This window comes from Streptomyces sp. V4I23 (assembly GCF_030817975.1).
Classification (GTDB): domain Bacteria; phylum Actinomycetota; class Actinomycetes; order Streptomycetales; family Streptomycetaceae; genus Streptomyces.
The window spans coordinates 5039579-5052069 of the sequence record NZ_JAUSZW010000004.1 but is presented as its reverse complement, the minus strand read 5'-3'; the positions used below and the strand labels follow the sequence as shown (position 1 = coordinate 5052069).

General features: G+C 73.1%; 15 protein-coding genes. 5 read left to right on the top strand and 10 right to left on the bottom strand.

Annotated features, from left to right (window positions below):
- Nucleotides 1–84 precede the first annotated feature (84 nt).
- From QFZ82_RS25275 to QFZ82_RS25255, 5 genes are all read right to left on the bottom strand, one after another.
- The gene (locus QFZ82_RS25275) at nt 85–768 is read right to left on the bottom strand and encodes a class F sortase (protein WP_307715342.1); all 684 of its coding nucleotides are present in this window, start codon (nt 766–768) and stop codon (nt 85–87) included.
- A 1-nt stretch (nt 769) separates the two neighbouring features.
- On the bottom strand, nt 770–1348 hold the full coding sequence (locus tag QFZ82_RS25270) for a hypothetical protein (RefSeq protein WP_307715341.1): 579 nt from the start codon (nt 1346–1348) through the stop codon (nt 770–772).
- 94 nt (nt 1349–1442) lie between these two features.
- On the bottom strand, nt 1443–2222 hold the full coding sequence (locus QFZ82_RS25265; protein WP_307715340.1) for an HAD-IIA family hydrolase: 780 nt from the start codon (nt 2220–2222) through the stop codon (nt 1443–1445).
- Nucleotides 2223–2539: 317 nt separating this feature from the next.
- Nucleotides 2540–3385, bottom strand: a complete 846-nt coding sequence (locus QFZ82_RS25260; RefSeq protein ID WP_307715339.1) for a hypothetical protein — start codon at nt 3383–3385, stop codon at nt 2540–2542.
- Nucleotides 3386–3526: 141 nt separating this feature from the next.
- A complete protein-coding gene (locus QFZ82_RS25255; protein ID WP_307715338.1) occupies nt 3527–4657 on the bottom strand; it encodes an ROK family transcriptional regulator in 1131 nt (376 codons plus the stop codon).
- Between the two features lie 76 nt (nt 4658–4733).
- Between QFZ82_RS25255 and QFZ82_RS25250 the strand changes: the two genes are divergently transcribed.
- Nucleotides 4734–5822, top strand: coding sequence for a Gfo/Idh/MocA family oxidoreductase (locus QFZ82_RS25250; protein ID WP_307715337.1), 1089 nt, complete (start codon nt 4734–4736; stop codon nt 5820–5822).
- The gene (locus QFZ82_RS25245; protein WP_307715335.1) at nt 5819–6331 is read left to right on the top strand and encodes a heme-degrading domain-containing protein; all 513 of its coding nucleotides are present in this window, start codon (nt 5819–5821) and stop codon (nt 6329–6331) included. The genes QFZ82_RS25250 and QFZ82_RS25245 overlap by 4 nt, the downstream gene beginning before the upstream one ends.
- A gap of 118 nt (nt 6332–6449) precedes the next feature.
- Here the strand turns inward: QFZ82_RS25245 and QFZ82_RS25240 are convergent, their stop codons facing one another.
- The 4 genes from QFZ82_RS25240 to QFZ82_RS25225 all read right to left on the bottom strand — a co-directional run bounded on the left by QFZ82_RS25240 (nt 6450) and on the right by QFZ82_RS25225 (nt 8975).
- Nucleotides 6450–7310 carry a fumarylacetoacetate hydrolase family protein gene (locus QFZ82_RS25240; RefSeq protein WP_307715334.1) on the bottom strand — a complete coding sequence of 287 codons (861 nt, stop codon included), beginning with the start codon at nt 7308–7310 and terminating at the stop codon, nt 6450–6452.
- 133 nt (nt 7311–7443) lie between these two features.
- Nucleotides 7444–8184 (bottom strand): YidC/Oxa1 family membrane protein insertase, encoded by a 741-nt coding sequence (locus tag QFZ82_RS25235; RefSeq protein WP_307715333.1) that lies wholly within the window; start codon nt 8182–8184, stop codon nt 7444–7446.
- Nucleotides 8185–8282: 98 nt separating this feature from the next.
- The gene (locus tag QFZ82_RS25230) at nt 8283–8612 is read right to left on the bottom strand and encodes a DUF6412 domain-containing protein (protein ID WP_307715332.1); all 330 of its coding nucleotides are present in this window, start codon (nt 8610–8612) and stop codon (nt 8283–8285) included.
- Between the two features lie 105 nt (nt 8613–8717).
- The gene (locus QFZ82_RS25225; protein ID WP_307717993.1) at nt 8718–8975 is read right to left on the bottom strand and encodes a hypothetical protein; all 258 of its coding nucleotides are present in this window, start codon (nt 8973–8975) and stop codon (nt 8718–8720) included.
- Here QFZ82_RS25225 and QFZ82_RS25220 point away from each other — a divergent pair.
- The gene (locus tag QFZ82_RS25220) at nt 8866–9954 is read left to right on the top strand and encodes a sugar ABC transporter substrate-binding protein (RefSeq protein ID WP_307715331.1); all 1089 of its coding nucleotides are present in this window, start codon (nt 8866–8868) and stop codon (nt 9952–9954) included. The two genes, QFZ82_RS25225 and QFZ82_RS25220, sit on opposite strands and share 110 nt — an antisense overlap.
- A 116-nt stretch (nt 9955–10070) precedes the next feature.
- Here the strand turns inward: QFZ82_RS25220 and QFZ82_RS25215 are convergent, their stop codons facing one another.
- Complete coding sequence (locus tag QFZ82_RS25215) at nt 10071–10802, bottom strand: class E sortase (protein WP_307715330.1); 732 nt, start codon at nt 10800–10802, stop codon at nt 10071–10073.
- Nucleotides 10803–10914: 112 nt separating this feature from the next.
- Here QFZ82_RS25215 and QFZ82_RS25210 point away from each other — a divergent pair, with 112 nt between their 5' ends.
- A complete protein-coding gene (locus tag QFZ82_RS25210) occupies nt 10915–11931 on the top strand; it encodes an SEC-C domain-containing protein (RefSeq protein WP_307715329.1) in 1017 nt (338 codons plus the stop codon).
- On the top strand, nt 11928–12377 hold the full coding sequence (locus QFZ82_RS25205) for a very short patch repair endonuclease (RefSeq protein WP_307715328.1): 450 nt from the start codon (nt 11928–11930) through the stop codon (nt 12375–12377). The genes QFZ82_RS25210 and QFZ82_RS25205 overlap by 4 nt, the downstream gene beginning before the upstream one ends.
- Nucleotides 12378–12491: the final 114 nt, after the last annotated feature.

Below are 12491 nucleotides of genomic sequence, written 5' to 3'. Positions count from 1 at the left end.
ATCTTGAAGTCCATCGCACCCCTTGAACTGGGGTGTTGCAACGACCACTAGAACCAACGGTGACGCCGGGGGCCTGTCGCGTCGCTAGCGCGTGCCCGTCAGGTACGCGGAGACGACGACGTTCGCCGTGTAGCTGCCGGTCGCCCGGTCGAAGGCGCCGCCGCAGGTGATCAGGCGCAGCTCGGCCCGCCCCTGCTCGCGGGGCCCGTAGACCGCGCGCGCGTCGAACCGCTCGCTGCCGAAGACCCGCACGTCGTCCACGGTGAACTCGGCGATCCTGCCGTCCGCCCCCGTCACCCGGATCAGTTCGCCGGGCCTGGCCGTGCTCAGGTCGTAGAAGACGGCGGGCCGTGTCTCGGTGTCCACATGACCGACGAGCAGCGCCGCGCCCCGCTCGCCGGGCCGCGCGCCCCCGCCGTACCAGCCCACGGTGTCCGGCGCCTCCAGGGGCGGCGGTGCGACGGCGCCCCGCTCGTCGAGACCGCGCACGACGACGGGGGCGGACAGGCCGAGAGCGGGCATCTCGACGCGGCGCGGTTCGGCGGCGTCGAGCGGGGCGTGCGCGGGGGGCATCGGGACACCGGGCGGACGGCCGACCGCCGCCATGTCGCCCGTGGTGAGCGCCGACCTGCCGGCCGCTCCGCCGGGGGCCCCGCCGCCCCAGAGCCACAGGACGAGCACGAGGAACGCCCACAGCACGCCGACGACCGCCCGGACGGTGCCCGAGCCTCGGATGGCGAGCCGTGCGCGCGGCCGTGTGCCGGACATCTCAGTCGGAGTCCGTACGGCGGCGGCGCACGCTGCGGACGGCGACCGCGACGGCGGCGGCGCCCGCGAGCACGAGGCCGATCACGGTCTGGGTGGCGCTGGGACCGGCGTCCTCCTGGTCGACGGCGGCGACGGGCGCGGCGATCGCCACCGTCCCGCCGCCGCCCGCGCGGACGGGCGCCACGGGGGACGCGTGCACCGCTTTCACGGGCTCGGCGGTCCCCGGCAGCCGGCCGACGACCTCCAGGCGGCCGGAGGAGGGGTACTCGCGGCCGTCGCAGCGGACGCGGACGTCGTAGGCGCCGGGCCGGACGTCCGACCGCACGCTCGCCTCACCGGTCAGGCCACGGGACCCCCGTCGGGCCGTCAGCTCCACGTCCGTCACGAAGACGTCGGATCTCGCGGTGGCGGTCGAGCCCGTGCAGCCGGTGGCGCTGATGCCGACCCGGGCTCCGGGCACCGTCGTGGCAGGGGCGAGGACCGCTTTGGCGGAGTCGTCCGCGACGGCCGCCGGTGCGGGGGCCAGGATCAGCGCGGCGGCCACCCCGGCGGAACGGAGAGCAATCGAACCTGCACGCATCGTGAACCTCCTGATAGGCCAAGAGTCACGCGCGCGGGCCGATCCCGCATCCGCAGAGGTGGTCGCCAGATACCCGAAGGGGCGTTTGACCTGCCTAGACACGATCCACGAGGTCGGCGATCGAGTCGACGACCTTCGACGGCCGGAAGGGGTACTGCTCCACCAGGGCGGGCGTCGTGGACCCGGTGAGGACCAGGAACGTCTCCATGCCGGCCTCCAGGCCCGCGAGCACGTCGGTGTCCATACGGTCGCCGATCATGGCGCTTGTCTCGGAGTGCGCGCCGATCGCGTTGAGCCCTGTCCGCATCATCAGCGGGTTGGGCTTGCCCGCGAAGTACGGCTCCTTGCCGGTCGCCTTGGTGATCAGCGCGGCCACGGAGCCGGTCGCCGGCAGCGGGCCCTCGGTGGAGGGTCCGGTGTTGTCCGGGTTGGTGCAGATGAACCGGGCGCCCGCGTTGATCAGCCGGATCGCCTTGGTCAGCGACTCGAAGCTGTACGTGCGCGTCTCGCCGAGCACGACGTAGTCCGGCTCGTGGTCGGTGAGCACGTAGCCGATGTCGTGCAGCGCCGTGGTCAGGCCCGCCTCGCCGATGACGTACGCGGTGCCGCCGGGGCGCTGGTCGTCGAGGAACCGGGCGGTGGCGAGCGCCGAGGTCCAGATGTTCTCGACCGGTACGTCGAGGCCCATACGGGCGAGCCGGGCGTGCAGGTCGCGCGCCGTGTAGATGGAGTTGTTGGTGAGCACCAGGAACGGCTTCCCGGTCTCCCGCAGCCTCTTGATGAAGGCGTCCGCGCCCGGGATCGGCACGCCCTCGTGGATGAGGACACCGTCCATGTCGGTGAGCCAGGATTCGATCGGCTTGCGCTCTGCCATGTGGCGGACTCCTGCCGTGCAAACGTGCGTGCTGGGGGCGCCGCGACAGCACTGTGGCGACGGCCCCCCAGCCTAATCAGGAAGCCTGGATCTTGACCCCGTCGATGCACCGGTACCAGTTGTCGGAACCGGTGCGGTGGAAGCGGAAGCTCACGTCGGAGGCGGCAGCGCCTGACGGGCCGTCTCGTCGAGACCTCCTGGCGCACGGCGAGATCACGCTCGGTGGGCACCGGCCCGCCCTCGCCCAATGCGTCCATCACCTGCGAGATACGGGCCTCGACGGCGTAGTACGGGTGTTTGCGGACGTGGGTGAACGGTCAGCGCCGACGGGTCAGGAAGCGGCGGGACACCAGCAGCAACAGCCCGGTGCCGAGCGCGATGACCGCGCCCGCGGCGGCGACGCGGACGGCTGTCCGGGAGCCGGTGGTGGCGAGCTGGTCGAGGGAGCGGGCGAGGACCGAGTCCTCGGGGGCCTCCGTGACGTCGAAGCGGTAGTCGCCGGACGCGCCGACCCAGTCGCCGTCGCTGCCCCTGCGCTGGACGACGGCGGCGTTCACGATGACGGTGTTGGGCGCGGTGCCGGCGGCGAGCGCGAGGCGGACCTTGACGGTGACGGTCTTCCCGGCCGGTACGACGAAGCCGCGGAAGCCGTCGTCGAAGGCGCCGATGATCTCGTCCTCGCTGGAGCGCTCCAGCGTGACGGGCCGCCAGCGTCCGGCGTCCTCGTCGCGGAACTGGACGCGGACCTTGTCGGCGGTGAGGCCGGGGCCGCGGCCGGTGAGAACGACCACGGGGTGGATGCGGTGGCACAACTCCGGGGTGGTGTTGGTGAGATCGAGCCCGACGCTCTGGAATCCGCCCCCGGGGTGGACGGTGCGCGGGCCGCCGTGGATCCGGGTCCGGATGGGGAAGTCGGGGTCGGCCTCGTTGCCACAGGTGGGCTGCTGGTCGGCGGGCAGCTCCCCGGACCGGTCCTCCCCCACGGGCGCGCCGCCGACGCGAGCGGCGTCCTCGGCGCGGGGCACGCCCCGTACGGGAGCGGCCGCCGCCGGAGCGGTCTGTGCCGCGTGGTGGGCGGCGGACGCGGCGAGGGCCGTCGCGGGGCAGACGGCCGTCAGCGCAGCTGCCGAGACTGTGAGGGCGAGGGCGTTGCGCAGTCGCATGAGAGGCCTTTGCTTGCTCGCGTACCGCCGGGGGACACCTGCGCCGTGGCGCGGGCTCTGCCATCGTTGCCCGCGGCGGCCCGCTGTGTACGGTCGCGTACCGCCGAACAGCGGCCCCGCACCCCTCCCGTCAGCGCTTTCTCATTCACCCTCGTTCGCGGCGAACGCCGCCCGCGCCCGGCCGAACACCGGAGCCAGCACCAGTTGCGCCGCCCCCTCCGCGACCGTGCGCCCCCCGCCGCCCGCCGTCGTCACCGGCACCCGGCTGCGCGCCGCGAGCACCGCGCCCACCCCGCGGACGAACTCCTCCTCCGCCGCGTCCACCACCCGGCCCCCGAGCACCACCCGGTCGATGTCGAGCAGCTCGACCAGGTTGGCGGCGCCGACGCCGAGCACGCGCGCCGCGCCCGCGATGTCGCCGCGGGCGACGGCGGCCAGGCACAGCGCCTCGACGCAGCCGCGGTTGCCGCAGCCGCACTCCGGCCCGTCGAGCTGGACGACCTGGTGCCCGAACTCCCCCGCCCCCGTCCGCGCGCCCCGGTAGAGCTCGCCGCCGAGCACCAGTCCGGCGCCGAGTCCCGTACCGAGGTGGAGGTAGGCGAAGGAGTCGCCGGGGCCGCGCAGCGCCAGGCCCAGCGCGGCGGCGTTGGTGTCCTTGTCGAGGACCACGGGCAGCCGCAGCCGCGCGGCGAGCTCGTCGCGCAGCGGGTAGCCGTCCCACTCGGGGAAGCCGGTGACGCGGTGCGGCACTCCCGTGGCGTGGTCGAGCGGCCCGGGCATGGCCACGCCGACGCCGAGCACCCGGGGCCCGCCGCCGCGGCGCCCCGCCCCGGTGATCAGCTCCCGTACCTCCCCGGCCGCCCCCGCCAGCACCGCGTCCGCGTCCGCGCCCAGGTCGAGCGGGGCCGTGCGCGCCGCGACACGCGCGCCCGCCAGGTCCAGCAGGACCGCCGTCAGCTCGTCGCGGTCCAGGTGCAGGCCCACCGCGTGGCCCGCCGCCGGCAGCAGGCGCAGCACCGTGCGCGGCTTGCCGCCCGTGGAGGCGCGCCGGCCGGCCTCCGCGGCCAGGCCCTCCTCGCGCAGACGCCCGACGATCTTGCTGACGGCCTGCGGGGTCAGCCCGGTGCCCTCGGCGAGTTCGATACGGCTGATGCCCGCCTCTCCGGCCGTACGCAGCAGGTCGAGCACCAGCGCCGCGTTGTGGCTGCGCAGAGCGGGAAGGTTCACTCCGGCCCCACTGCCCCTCGGATCGGCGCCGTCGCCTCGTTTCATGCCCGCCTCCACCCTCGTCACCCTCCCATTCTCCGCAGCGGTTGCACTTTGGCAACAGCGTTGCTTAAGTGGAGCCATGACTGGATCCGGCTCCCCCCTCCGCGTCGGACTCGTGGGCTACGGCCTGGCGGGCTCCGTCTTCCACGCCCCGCTGATCGCCACCACCGACGGACTCGTCGTCGACACGGTGGTCACGTCGAGCGAGGAGCGCCGGGCGCAGGCCCGCGCCGCCCTCGGCGACGGCGTGCGCTTCGCGGCGGCCCCCGACGAGCTGTGGGAGCGGGCGGACGAGCTGGACCTCGTCGTCGTCGCCTCGCCGAACAAGACGCACGTCCCGATCGCGACCGCCGCCCTGGAGGCCGGTCTCGCCGTCGTCGTGGACAAGCCGGTCGCCGGCACCGCCGCCGAGGCGCGCGCTCTGGCGGCTCTCGCCGACGAGCGCGGCCTGATGCTCTCCGTCTTCCAGAACCGCCGCTGGGACAACGACTTCCTCACCCTCCGCCGCCTCGTCGCCGACGGCGAGCTCGGCGACGTCCAGCGGTTCGAGTCCCGCTTCGAGCGCTGGCGCCCGCAGCCCAAGGGCGGCTGGCGCGAGTCGGGCGACCCGGCGGAGATCGGCGGCCTGCTGTACGACCTGGGCAGCCACGTCGTCGACCAGGCGCTGACCCTGTTCGGCCCCGCGGCGCGGGTGTACGCGGAGTCCGATGTGCGCCGCCCCGGCGCCGCGGCCGACGACGACACCTTCATCGCGATCACGCACGAGGGCGGCGTCCGCTCGCACCTGTACGTGAGCGCGACCACCGCCCAGCTCGGTCCCCGTTTCCGGGTTCTCGGCTCGAAGGCCGGGTACGTGAAGTACGGGCTGGACCCGCAGGAGGCCGACCTGCGCGACGGCAGGCTGCCGACCGCCGGCGAGCCCTGGGGCGTGGAGCCGGAGGCACTGTGGGGCCGTATCGGCGCCGGGGAGTCCCCGGTCACGGGCAGTGGCGCCCCGGTCGAGACCCTGCCCGGCGACTACCCCGCCTACTACGCGGCCGTCGCCGCCGCCGTGCGCGACAAGACAGCCCCGCCGGTGACCGCGCTCGAGGCGGCCGCCACCCTCGACGTCCTGGAAGCCGCCCGCCGCTCCGCCCGCGACGGCGTCACCGTGGAGATCACCGCATGAGCACCCACCGCCAGCACCTCACCGTCGACGAGATCGTCGAGCAGGAGCGCCGGCTGACGCTGCACCGCTTCACGCACGACGACGCCTGGAAGCTGGGCAGCCTGCTCGTCGAGATGGCGCACCTGCGCAACGCGCCCGTCGCCATCGACATCCGGCGCGGCGCCCAGCAGCTGTTCCACTGCGCCCTGCCGGGCTCCAGCGCAGACAACGACGCGTGGATCGACCGCAAGCGACGCGTCGTCGAGCGCTACGGCGAGAGCTCGTACCTCGTCGGGGCACGCCACCGCGCCAAGGGCACGACGTTCGAGGAGTCCTCGCGTCTGGACCCGGACGTGTACGCGGCCCACGGCGGCTCCTTCCCGATCACGATCGAGGGGGTCGGCGTCGTCGGCTCGGTCACGGTCTCGGGCCTGCCGCAGGCCGACGACCACGCGATGGTGGTCGAGGCGCTGGAGCGGTTCGCCGCGCACGCCAACGGTTCGAGCGGTACGGCCGGGCCGCCTTCCTGACCCGCCGCACCGCCCGCCGCGACAGTCCCGGCAGCCGTCCGTCCCGGCAGCGCGAGGCGAGCCGCGCGGAAACCCGCCGCCGGCGGCACTCACCGATGCCGCCGGCCCCGGTCGGCCGCTACGCGTCCTTGAGCTCCTGGCGCTGCCGCCCGAGCCCGTCGATCTCCAGCTCCACCACGTCGCCGGCGCGCAGGAACGGCTTCGGCTCCGGCTGCCCGAGCGCGACACCCGCCGGCGTACCGGTGTTGATGACGTCGCCCGGGTACAGGGTCATGAACCGGCTCAGGTAGCGGACGACATCGGCCACCGGAAAGATCTGGTCGGCGGTGGTGCCGTCCTGCTTGAGCTCGCCGTTCACCCAGAGCCTGAGCCGCAGCGCCTGCGGGTCGGCCACCTCGTCGGCGGTCACGAGCCAGGGCCCGAGCGGGTTGAACGTCTCGCAGTTCTTGCCCTTGTCCCAGGTGCCGCCGCGCTCGATCTGGAACTCGCGCTCGGAGACGTCGTGGGCGACCGCGTACCCGGCGACGTACGACAGCGGGTCCTCGTCGTCGGCGATGTAGCGCGCCGTACGTCCGATCACCACCGCGAGCTCGACCTCCCAGTCGGTCTTGCGGCTGCCGCGCGGCACGAGCACGGTGTCGTCCGGGCCGACGACGGTGTCCGCCGCCTTGAGGAACACGACGGGCTCGGCCGGGGGCTGGGCGCCGGTCTCGGCGGCGTGGTCGTGGTAGTTCAGCCCGATGCACACGACCTTGCCGACACGGGCCAGCGGCGGCCCGATCCGGAGCCCGGCGGCGTCGAGTACGGGCAGGTCACCGGCTTCGGCCGCGGCGCGGATCCGGTCGAGGGCGGCGGCGTCCGCGAGCAGCGGGCCGTCGATGTCCGCGACGAGACCGGACAGGTCGCGCAGGGTCAGCCCGTCCCCGTCGAGCAGGGCGGGGCGCTCGGCGCCCGCCGTACCGACACGCAGCAGCTTCATGGTTTGTCTCCCCTGGTCGAGTGCGTCGAGTGCGGACCCGGCCCGACAGGTGCGGCCGTCGGAGGATCGGAGGGTTGGCTGATCCTCCAAGACATCCGACCACCCTGCAAGACCCTGTTCACAACCTGGACCTTTACGGGGCGGTAGCAAGCGCCCCCGCCGCAGGCATGTCCCGGTAGAGGAACACCCGCTCCACCGCCGACCACGTCGTGCTCGTGACGACGTACAGCGCGGCCGCGAGCGGCACGACAGCGATGGTGATCAGCGTGGCGAACGGCATCAGCGGCATGACCTTGAGCATCGCGCCCATGCCCGGCATCTGCTCCCCCGCCGCCGTGGGCGCGGCCGCCATCTGCCGCTTGGTGCGCAGGTAGGTGAACGTCGCCACGGCGGCGACGATCCCGAAGAGGGCCAGGTACACGAGCCCGGCGCCGCCGAGCACGCCGCCGTCGGACAGCGCGTCCGCCCAGCGCCCGCCGAGCGCGGCGTCGAAGAGGGTGTGGTCGAGCAGCCCGTTCGGCTCGCCGCCGATCCGCGCGCTGGAGAACAGGTGGTACATGAGGAAGAACGCCGGCAGCTGGAGCAGGGACGGCAGGCAGCCTTCGAGCGGCGACACCTTCTGCCGCGCGTAGAGCTCCATCGTGGCCTTCTGCAGCCGTTCCCGGTCGCCCCCGTGCTTCTCGCGCAACGCGGCGAGCTCGGGCGCGAGCCGGGCGCGGGCCTTCTGACCCCGGGCGGCGGAGCGGGACAGGGGATGGACGGCGAGCCGTACGAGCGCGGTGAAGACGACGATGGCGGCGGCGGTGGCCGAGGCGGCGAACAGCGGGTGGAGCAGGTCGGCGAGGCGCTCGACGAGATCGGCGAATACGGACATGGGTGGGCCCCCTCCAGGGGTCGTGTCGTGCCGGGGAACGGGTCATGCGGGGCATGGCGGCATGACGGCCCGTGGAGGGACCTCGCAGGGATCTGTCGCTACACGGCCGCCGGAAGGAGGCGGCCGGGGGCGCGGGGGCGCGTGCGGCCCCGGGCGTCGGGATCGCGCTGCGGGAGGAAGGCGGTGCGCTGTTCGCGGTCGCGGATCGCCGTGCGCACCCGGGTGCGCGGCACGGCGGGCACGCAGCGCGCGCTGATGACAGCGCAGACGACGAGCGCGGAACCGGCCGCGGCGGTGGCGGTCGCGGCGAGCGCGAGGGCTGCGGTGAGGCCGTCGCCGTCGACGAGAACGGCCTCGACGAGCACCTCGACGAGGAGGAAGAGCAGGAGCACGGCGGGACGGAACACGCTTGTCGTGCGACCGGGCATGCGTTCCCCCTTCTCCTGTACCTGACGTCCGACTCTTCCGTACTTCTACACGAGCGGCGGCGCGGCTCGGTTCCCGCCCGCCCCGAAAGCCGACGGACAGCGCTTTCACCACACCTTCGCCACTTGTTCAACACGCAACACCGTTGCCATCACGTTACGTGTGCGGCTCTTGACGCCCAGCAGTGGCAGAGAGTTGGCTTTGCGCCACCTCGGCCGAAAACTGGCGGCCTGTTCTGGAGGTTGGTTTCCACAAATGAACAGAAGTGTGCGTAGTGCCGTGGCGGCCGCTTCAGCCTCTGTCCTCGCCTTCTCGCTGTCCGGCTGCGGCAGCGAGGAGCACAGCGGTGTGATCAGCAACGACATCGTCGTGGGCCTGCTCCTCCCGGACCGGGAGGCAGCGCGCTACGAGAAGTTCGACCGGCCGGTCATCGAGGACAAGGTCGACCGGCTGACGATCGGCGAGGGCAAGGTCGTCTACGCCAACGCCAACCAGGACGCCTCGCTCCAGGCCCTCCAGGTCGAGAACATGATCGAGGACGAGGTCGACGTGCTGATCCTGGACGCCGTCGACGCCAAGGCCATAGCCGGCAGCGTCGAGAAGGCCGAGGAGGCCGGCATCCCGGTGGTCGCCTTCGACCGCCTGGCCGAGGGACCGATCGACGCCTACACCTCGTTCGACAACGAAGAGGTCGGCCACGTCCAGGGCAAGGCCCTCCTGAAGGCCCTCGGCGACAAGGCCGGGAACAGCCGGATCGTCATGGTGAACGGTGCCCTCACGGACCCGAACGCCGCGCTGTTCAAGAAGGGCGCCCACGCCGAACTCGACGGCAAGGTCACGGTCGGCAAGGAGTACGACACCGAGGAGTGGAGCCCCGAGAACGCCGAGGCCAACATGAAGGCCGCCATCGACGAACTCGGCGCCGACGCCATCGACGGCGTCTACTCCGCGAACGACGGCATGGCGGGCGGCGCCATCGCCGCCCTCAAGGCCGCGGGCGTCACCGCGCTCCCGCCGGTCACCGGCCAGGACGCCGAGCTCGCCGCCGTACAGCGCATCATCTCCGGCGAGCAGCACATGAGCGTCTACAAGCCGTACGCGCCGGAGGCCGCCGCCGCGGCCGAGATGGCCGTGGCGCTCGCCAAGGGCGAGTCGCTCCACACCGTCGCCCAGACGCACGTGGACAGCCCGACCACCAAGGACATCCCCTCCGTCCTGGTCCCGGTCATCGCCCTGACCCAGGCCAACATCGAGGAGACGGTCATCAGGGACGGCATCTACACGGCCGAGGAGATCTGCACCCCGAAGTTCGCGGCCGCGTGCGCGGAGCTGGCCATCGGCTGACGTCGGGGGCGTACCGAAGGCGTACGGCCGACGCGAGCCCGGCGTACCGGGAGGCGTACCGGCCGACGCCCGGGGCCCGGCGTACCGACGCCGGGACCCGCCCCGCCCCGACCCCGTCAGCGGGGCCGCATGGAGGTCAGCTTCGCCCAGACCACCAGCCGGTACCGGGAGCTGAACTCAGGGGTGCACGTCGTCATGGTGAGGTAGTAACCGGGCTCGCCGTACCCGGCGGACGGCCGCACGAGGCTGCGCGGCACCGGCGCGACGACGCCGGTGTCGCGGGGCGTCGTCTGCGGGAGCCGCTGGTCCACGGCGTAGTTGAAGACCCCCTCACGGGTCTCGATCCGGACGGTGTCGCCGGAGCGCAGCCGGTCGATGTACCGGAAGGGCTCGCCGTGGGTGTTGCGATGCCCGGCGACGGCGAAGTTCCCGGCCTGACCGGGCTGCGCCGTCCCGGGATAGTGCCCGATGTACCCCTTGTCGAGGACGCCTCGTTTGCCGATGCCCTGCGCGACGGGGGCGACGACGCCGAGGCGGGGAATGCGCAGCACGGCGTAAGCCTGGTCCCAGCGGGGCGTTTTGCGCGGTTCAGGCGATTCCTGCGGGTTTCGTCGCGCCGGCGCGGGCGCCCCGCCCGGAGCCGCGGCCTCCCGCCCCCAGTCCCGCTCCAGTGCCCGGACCTGGCGCTCCGCACCCTGCCTGGCCTGCTGGTTGGTCCACCAGAGCTGGTGAACCACGAGGAGGAGGACGACGACCCCGAGGGTGACGGTCACCTCGGCGGCGGCCCACAGCCCGCGGGCGAGCGCCGCCCGCGCCCGCCGCCGTCCTGCCCCGCGCCTCTGCCGCACGGGCGCAGAGTAGGGCCGGGGGCGTCAACTCACCAGTACCGAGGGCGACTCCGTACCGCTTGCCGCGATACGGCACACCGCACGTACACCCGACCGCAGTACGGTGTGGTGCATGCGCCCCGACACGCCTGCCGACCACACCGCCGAAGCCGAGCGCCTGCTGCGCACCGCAGCGCGGTATCCCGAGGACGACGAACAGCTGCTGCTCCAGGCAGCGGCCCATCTGGAACTGGCCGGCGACCGCGACCGCGCGTCCGGCCTCTACGACCGCCTCCTGGCCGCGGAGCCCGAGCACCCGCAGCTGATCAAGGCCCTCCAGGCGGCCAACCTGTGGGAGTACGGCCACGAGGCGGAGGCCCGCGCCCTGATCGCCGGCATCCGCATCGCGGCCCCGGAGCAGGCCGCGCCGTGGGAGATCATCGCCGAGACGCTGGAGTCGCACGACGAGCTCGAGGCGTCCCACGAGTGCTTCACCGAGGCGCTGACCCTGCTGCTGCCCGAGGACGACGACGTCCCGTACGCGACGCGCTCGCTCCTCGCGGGCCGCCACCGCGTACGCCGCCTGCTGGGCCTGCCCCACGACGACCACGACGCCCTCGCCGACCGGGTCCACACGGCCCACACCCCGGACGTGACGCTCGACGAACTCCACGACCCGAACCGCCTGTGGGCGCTGGGCTCGGACAACCCGGCGGAACTGAAGGCCGAGATCGCCCGCCTGCGCTCGGAGCTGGGCTCGTTCCGCTCGGCCCTGTCGCGCCCGTTCCCGGTGGCGGTCCTGCACTGGCCGGCGGACGAACTGGCCGAACTGGCGGAGGCGTATCCCGACCTCACCGCGGAGTACCCCTCGCACGAGACGCACCTCGCGACGATCGAGTCCTCTCTGCGCGACCTCGCCGCCACGGGCACGGAGAACCTGGGCATCGTGACGGCCACAGTCCCCTCCTACGAGGCCTTCGCGGCCTCGGAGGCGTCCTCCCCGTCGAACGCCTCCCTGCTCCCCCAGTACGCCACGACGCTGGCGGCCCGGGGGCGTGCGGTGGCGTGGCCGCCGGCGCGGGGGGCGGGGTGCTGGTGCGGGTCGGGGCGGGCGTACAGGGAGTGTCACGGGGTGGAGAACGCCTCATGAGCAATCCGGCCCCAGGACCCGTTCCTTCCTCCGCCGCCGTCTCGGCGCGTATGAGTCGGCAGGCGTCCCAGGACACCGGGTGCGAGGTCGCAGTGCGCAGGATTCTCCACGCGCAGGGTTTTCGGTACCGCGTGCACTACCCGGTCCCGGGCATGGCGCGCCGGAAGATCGACATCGCGTTCAGCCGAACCAAGGTCGCCGTGTTCCTGGACGGCTGCTTCTGGCACGGATGCCCAGAGCACGCGACACAGCCCAAGGTCAACGCCGAATGGTGGCGGAGCAAGCTGGACAAGAACATGACCCGCGACCGGGAGACGACGGAGCGCCTCGAGTCCGAGGGCTGGACGGTCCTGAGGTTCTGGGAACACGAGTCGGCCGAGGCCGTGGCACTCCGAATCACAGATATCGTCGCGCGCCGGAGGTCGCTCCCGACCGGTTCGGCTTGAAAGGCCGTGGGCAGGCTCAATACCGGGCCGCCGGACCCGTACGGGCAGATCAGGGGTGACGCGTCGCCGTTCGCTGCGGAACAACAGCCCGTCGCCTCGATTCCGTACTGGTAC

Bases quoted from the DNA above. Each gene is read 5' to 3' on its own strand.
- QFZ82_RS25260 (WP_307715339.1), bottom strand. From the start codon at position 3,385: ATGCGACTGCGCAACGCCCTCGCCCTCACAGTCTCGGCAGCTGCGCTG.
- QFZ82_RS25245 (WP_307715335.1), top strand. From the start codon at position 5,819: ATGAGCACCCACCGCCAGCACCTCACCGTCGACGAGATCGTCGAGCAG.
- QFZ82_RS25205 (WP_307715328.1), top strand. From the start codon at position 11,928: ATGAGCAATCCGGCCCCAGGACCCGTTCCTTCCTCCGCCGCCGTCTCG.
- QFZ82_RS25230 (WP_307715332.1), bottom strand. From the start codon at position 8,612: ATGCCCGGTCGCACGACAAGCGTGTTCCGTCCCGCCGTGCTCCTGCTC.
- QFZ82_RS25225 (WP_307717993.1), bottom strand. From the start codon at position 8,975: ATGTCGTTGCTGATCACACCGCTGTGCTCCTCGCTGCCGCAGCCGGAC.
- QFZ82_RS25235 (WP_307715333.1), bottom strand. From the start codon at position 8,184: ATGTCCGTATTCGCCGATCTCGTCGAGCGCCTCGCCGACCTGCTCCAC.
- QFZ82_RS25265 (WP_307715340.1), bottom strand. From the start codon at position 2,222: ATGGCAGAGCGCAAGCCGATCGAATCCTGGCTCACCGACATGGACGGT.
- QFZ82_RS25240 (WP_307715334.1), bottom strand. From the start codon at position 7,310: ATGAAGCTGCTGCGTGTCGGTACGGCGGGCGCCGAGCGCCCCGCCCTG.
- QFZ82_RS25275 (WP_307715342.1), bottom strand. From the start codon at position 768: ATGTCCGGCACACGGCCGCGCGCACGGCTCGCCATCCGAGGCTCGGGC.
- QFZ82_RS25270 (WP_307715341.1), bottom strand. From the start codon at position 1,348: ATGCGTGCAGGTTCGATTGCTCTCCGTTCCGCCGGGGTGGCCGCCGCG.
- QFZ82_RS25220 (WP_307715331.1), top strand. From the start codon at position 8,866: ATGAACAGAAGTGTGCGTAGTGCCGTGGCGGCCGCTTCAGCCTCTGTC.
- QFZ82_RS25250 (WP_307715337.1), top strand. From the start codon at position 4,734: ATGACTGGATCCGGCTCCCCCCTCCGCGTCGGACTCGTGGGCTACGGC.
- QFZ82_RS25210 (WP_307715329.1), top strand. From the start codon at position 10,915: ATGCGCCCCGACACGCCTGCCGACCACACCGCCGAAGCCGAGCGCCTG.
- QFZ82_RS25255 (WP_307715338.1), bottom strand. From the start codon at position 4,657: ATGAAACGAGGCGACGGCGCCGATCCGAGGGGCAGTGGGGCCGGAGTG.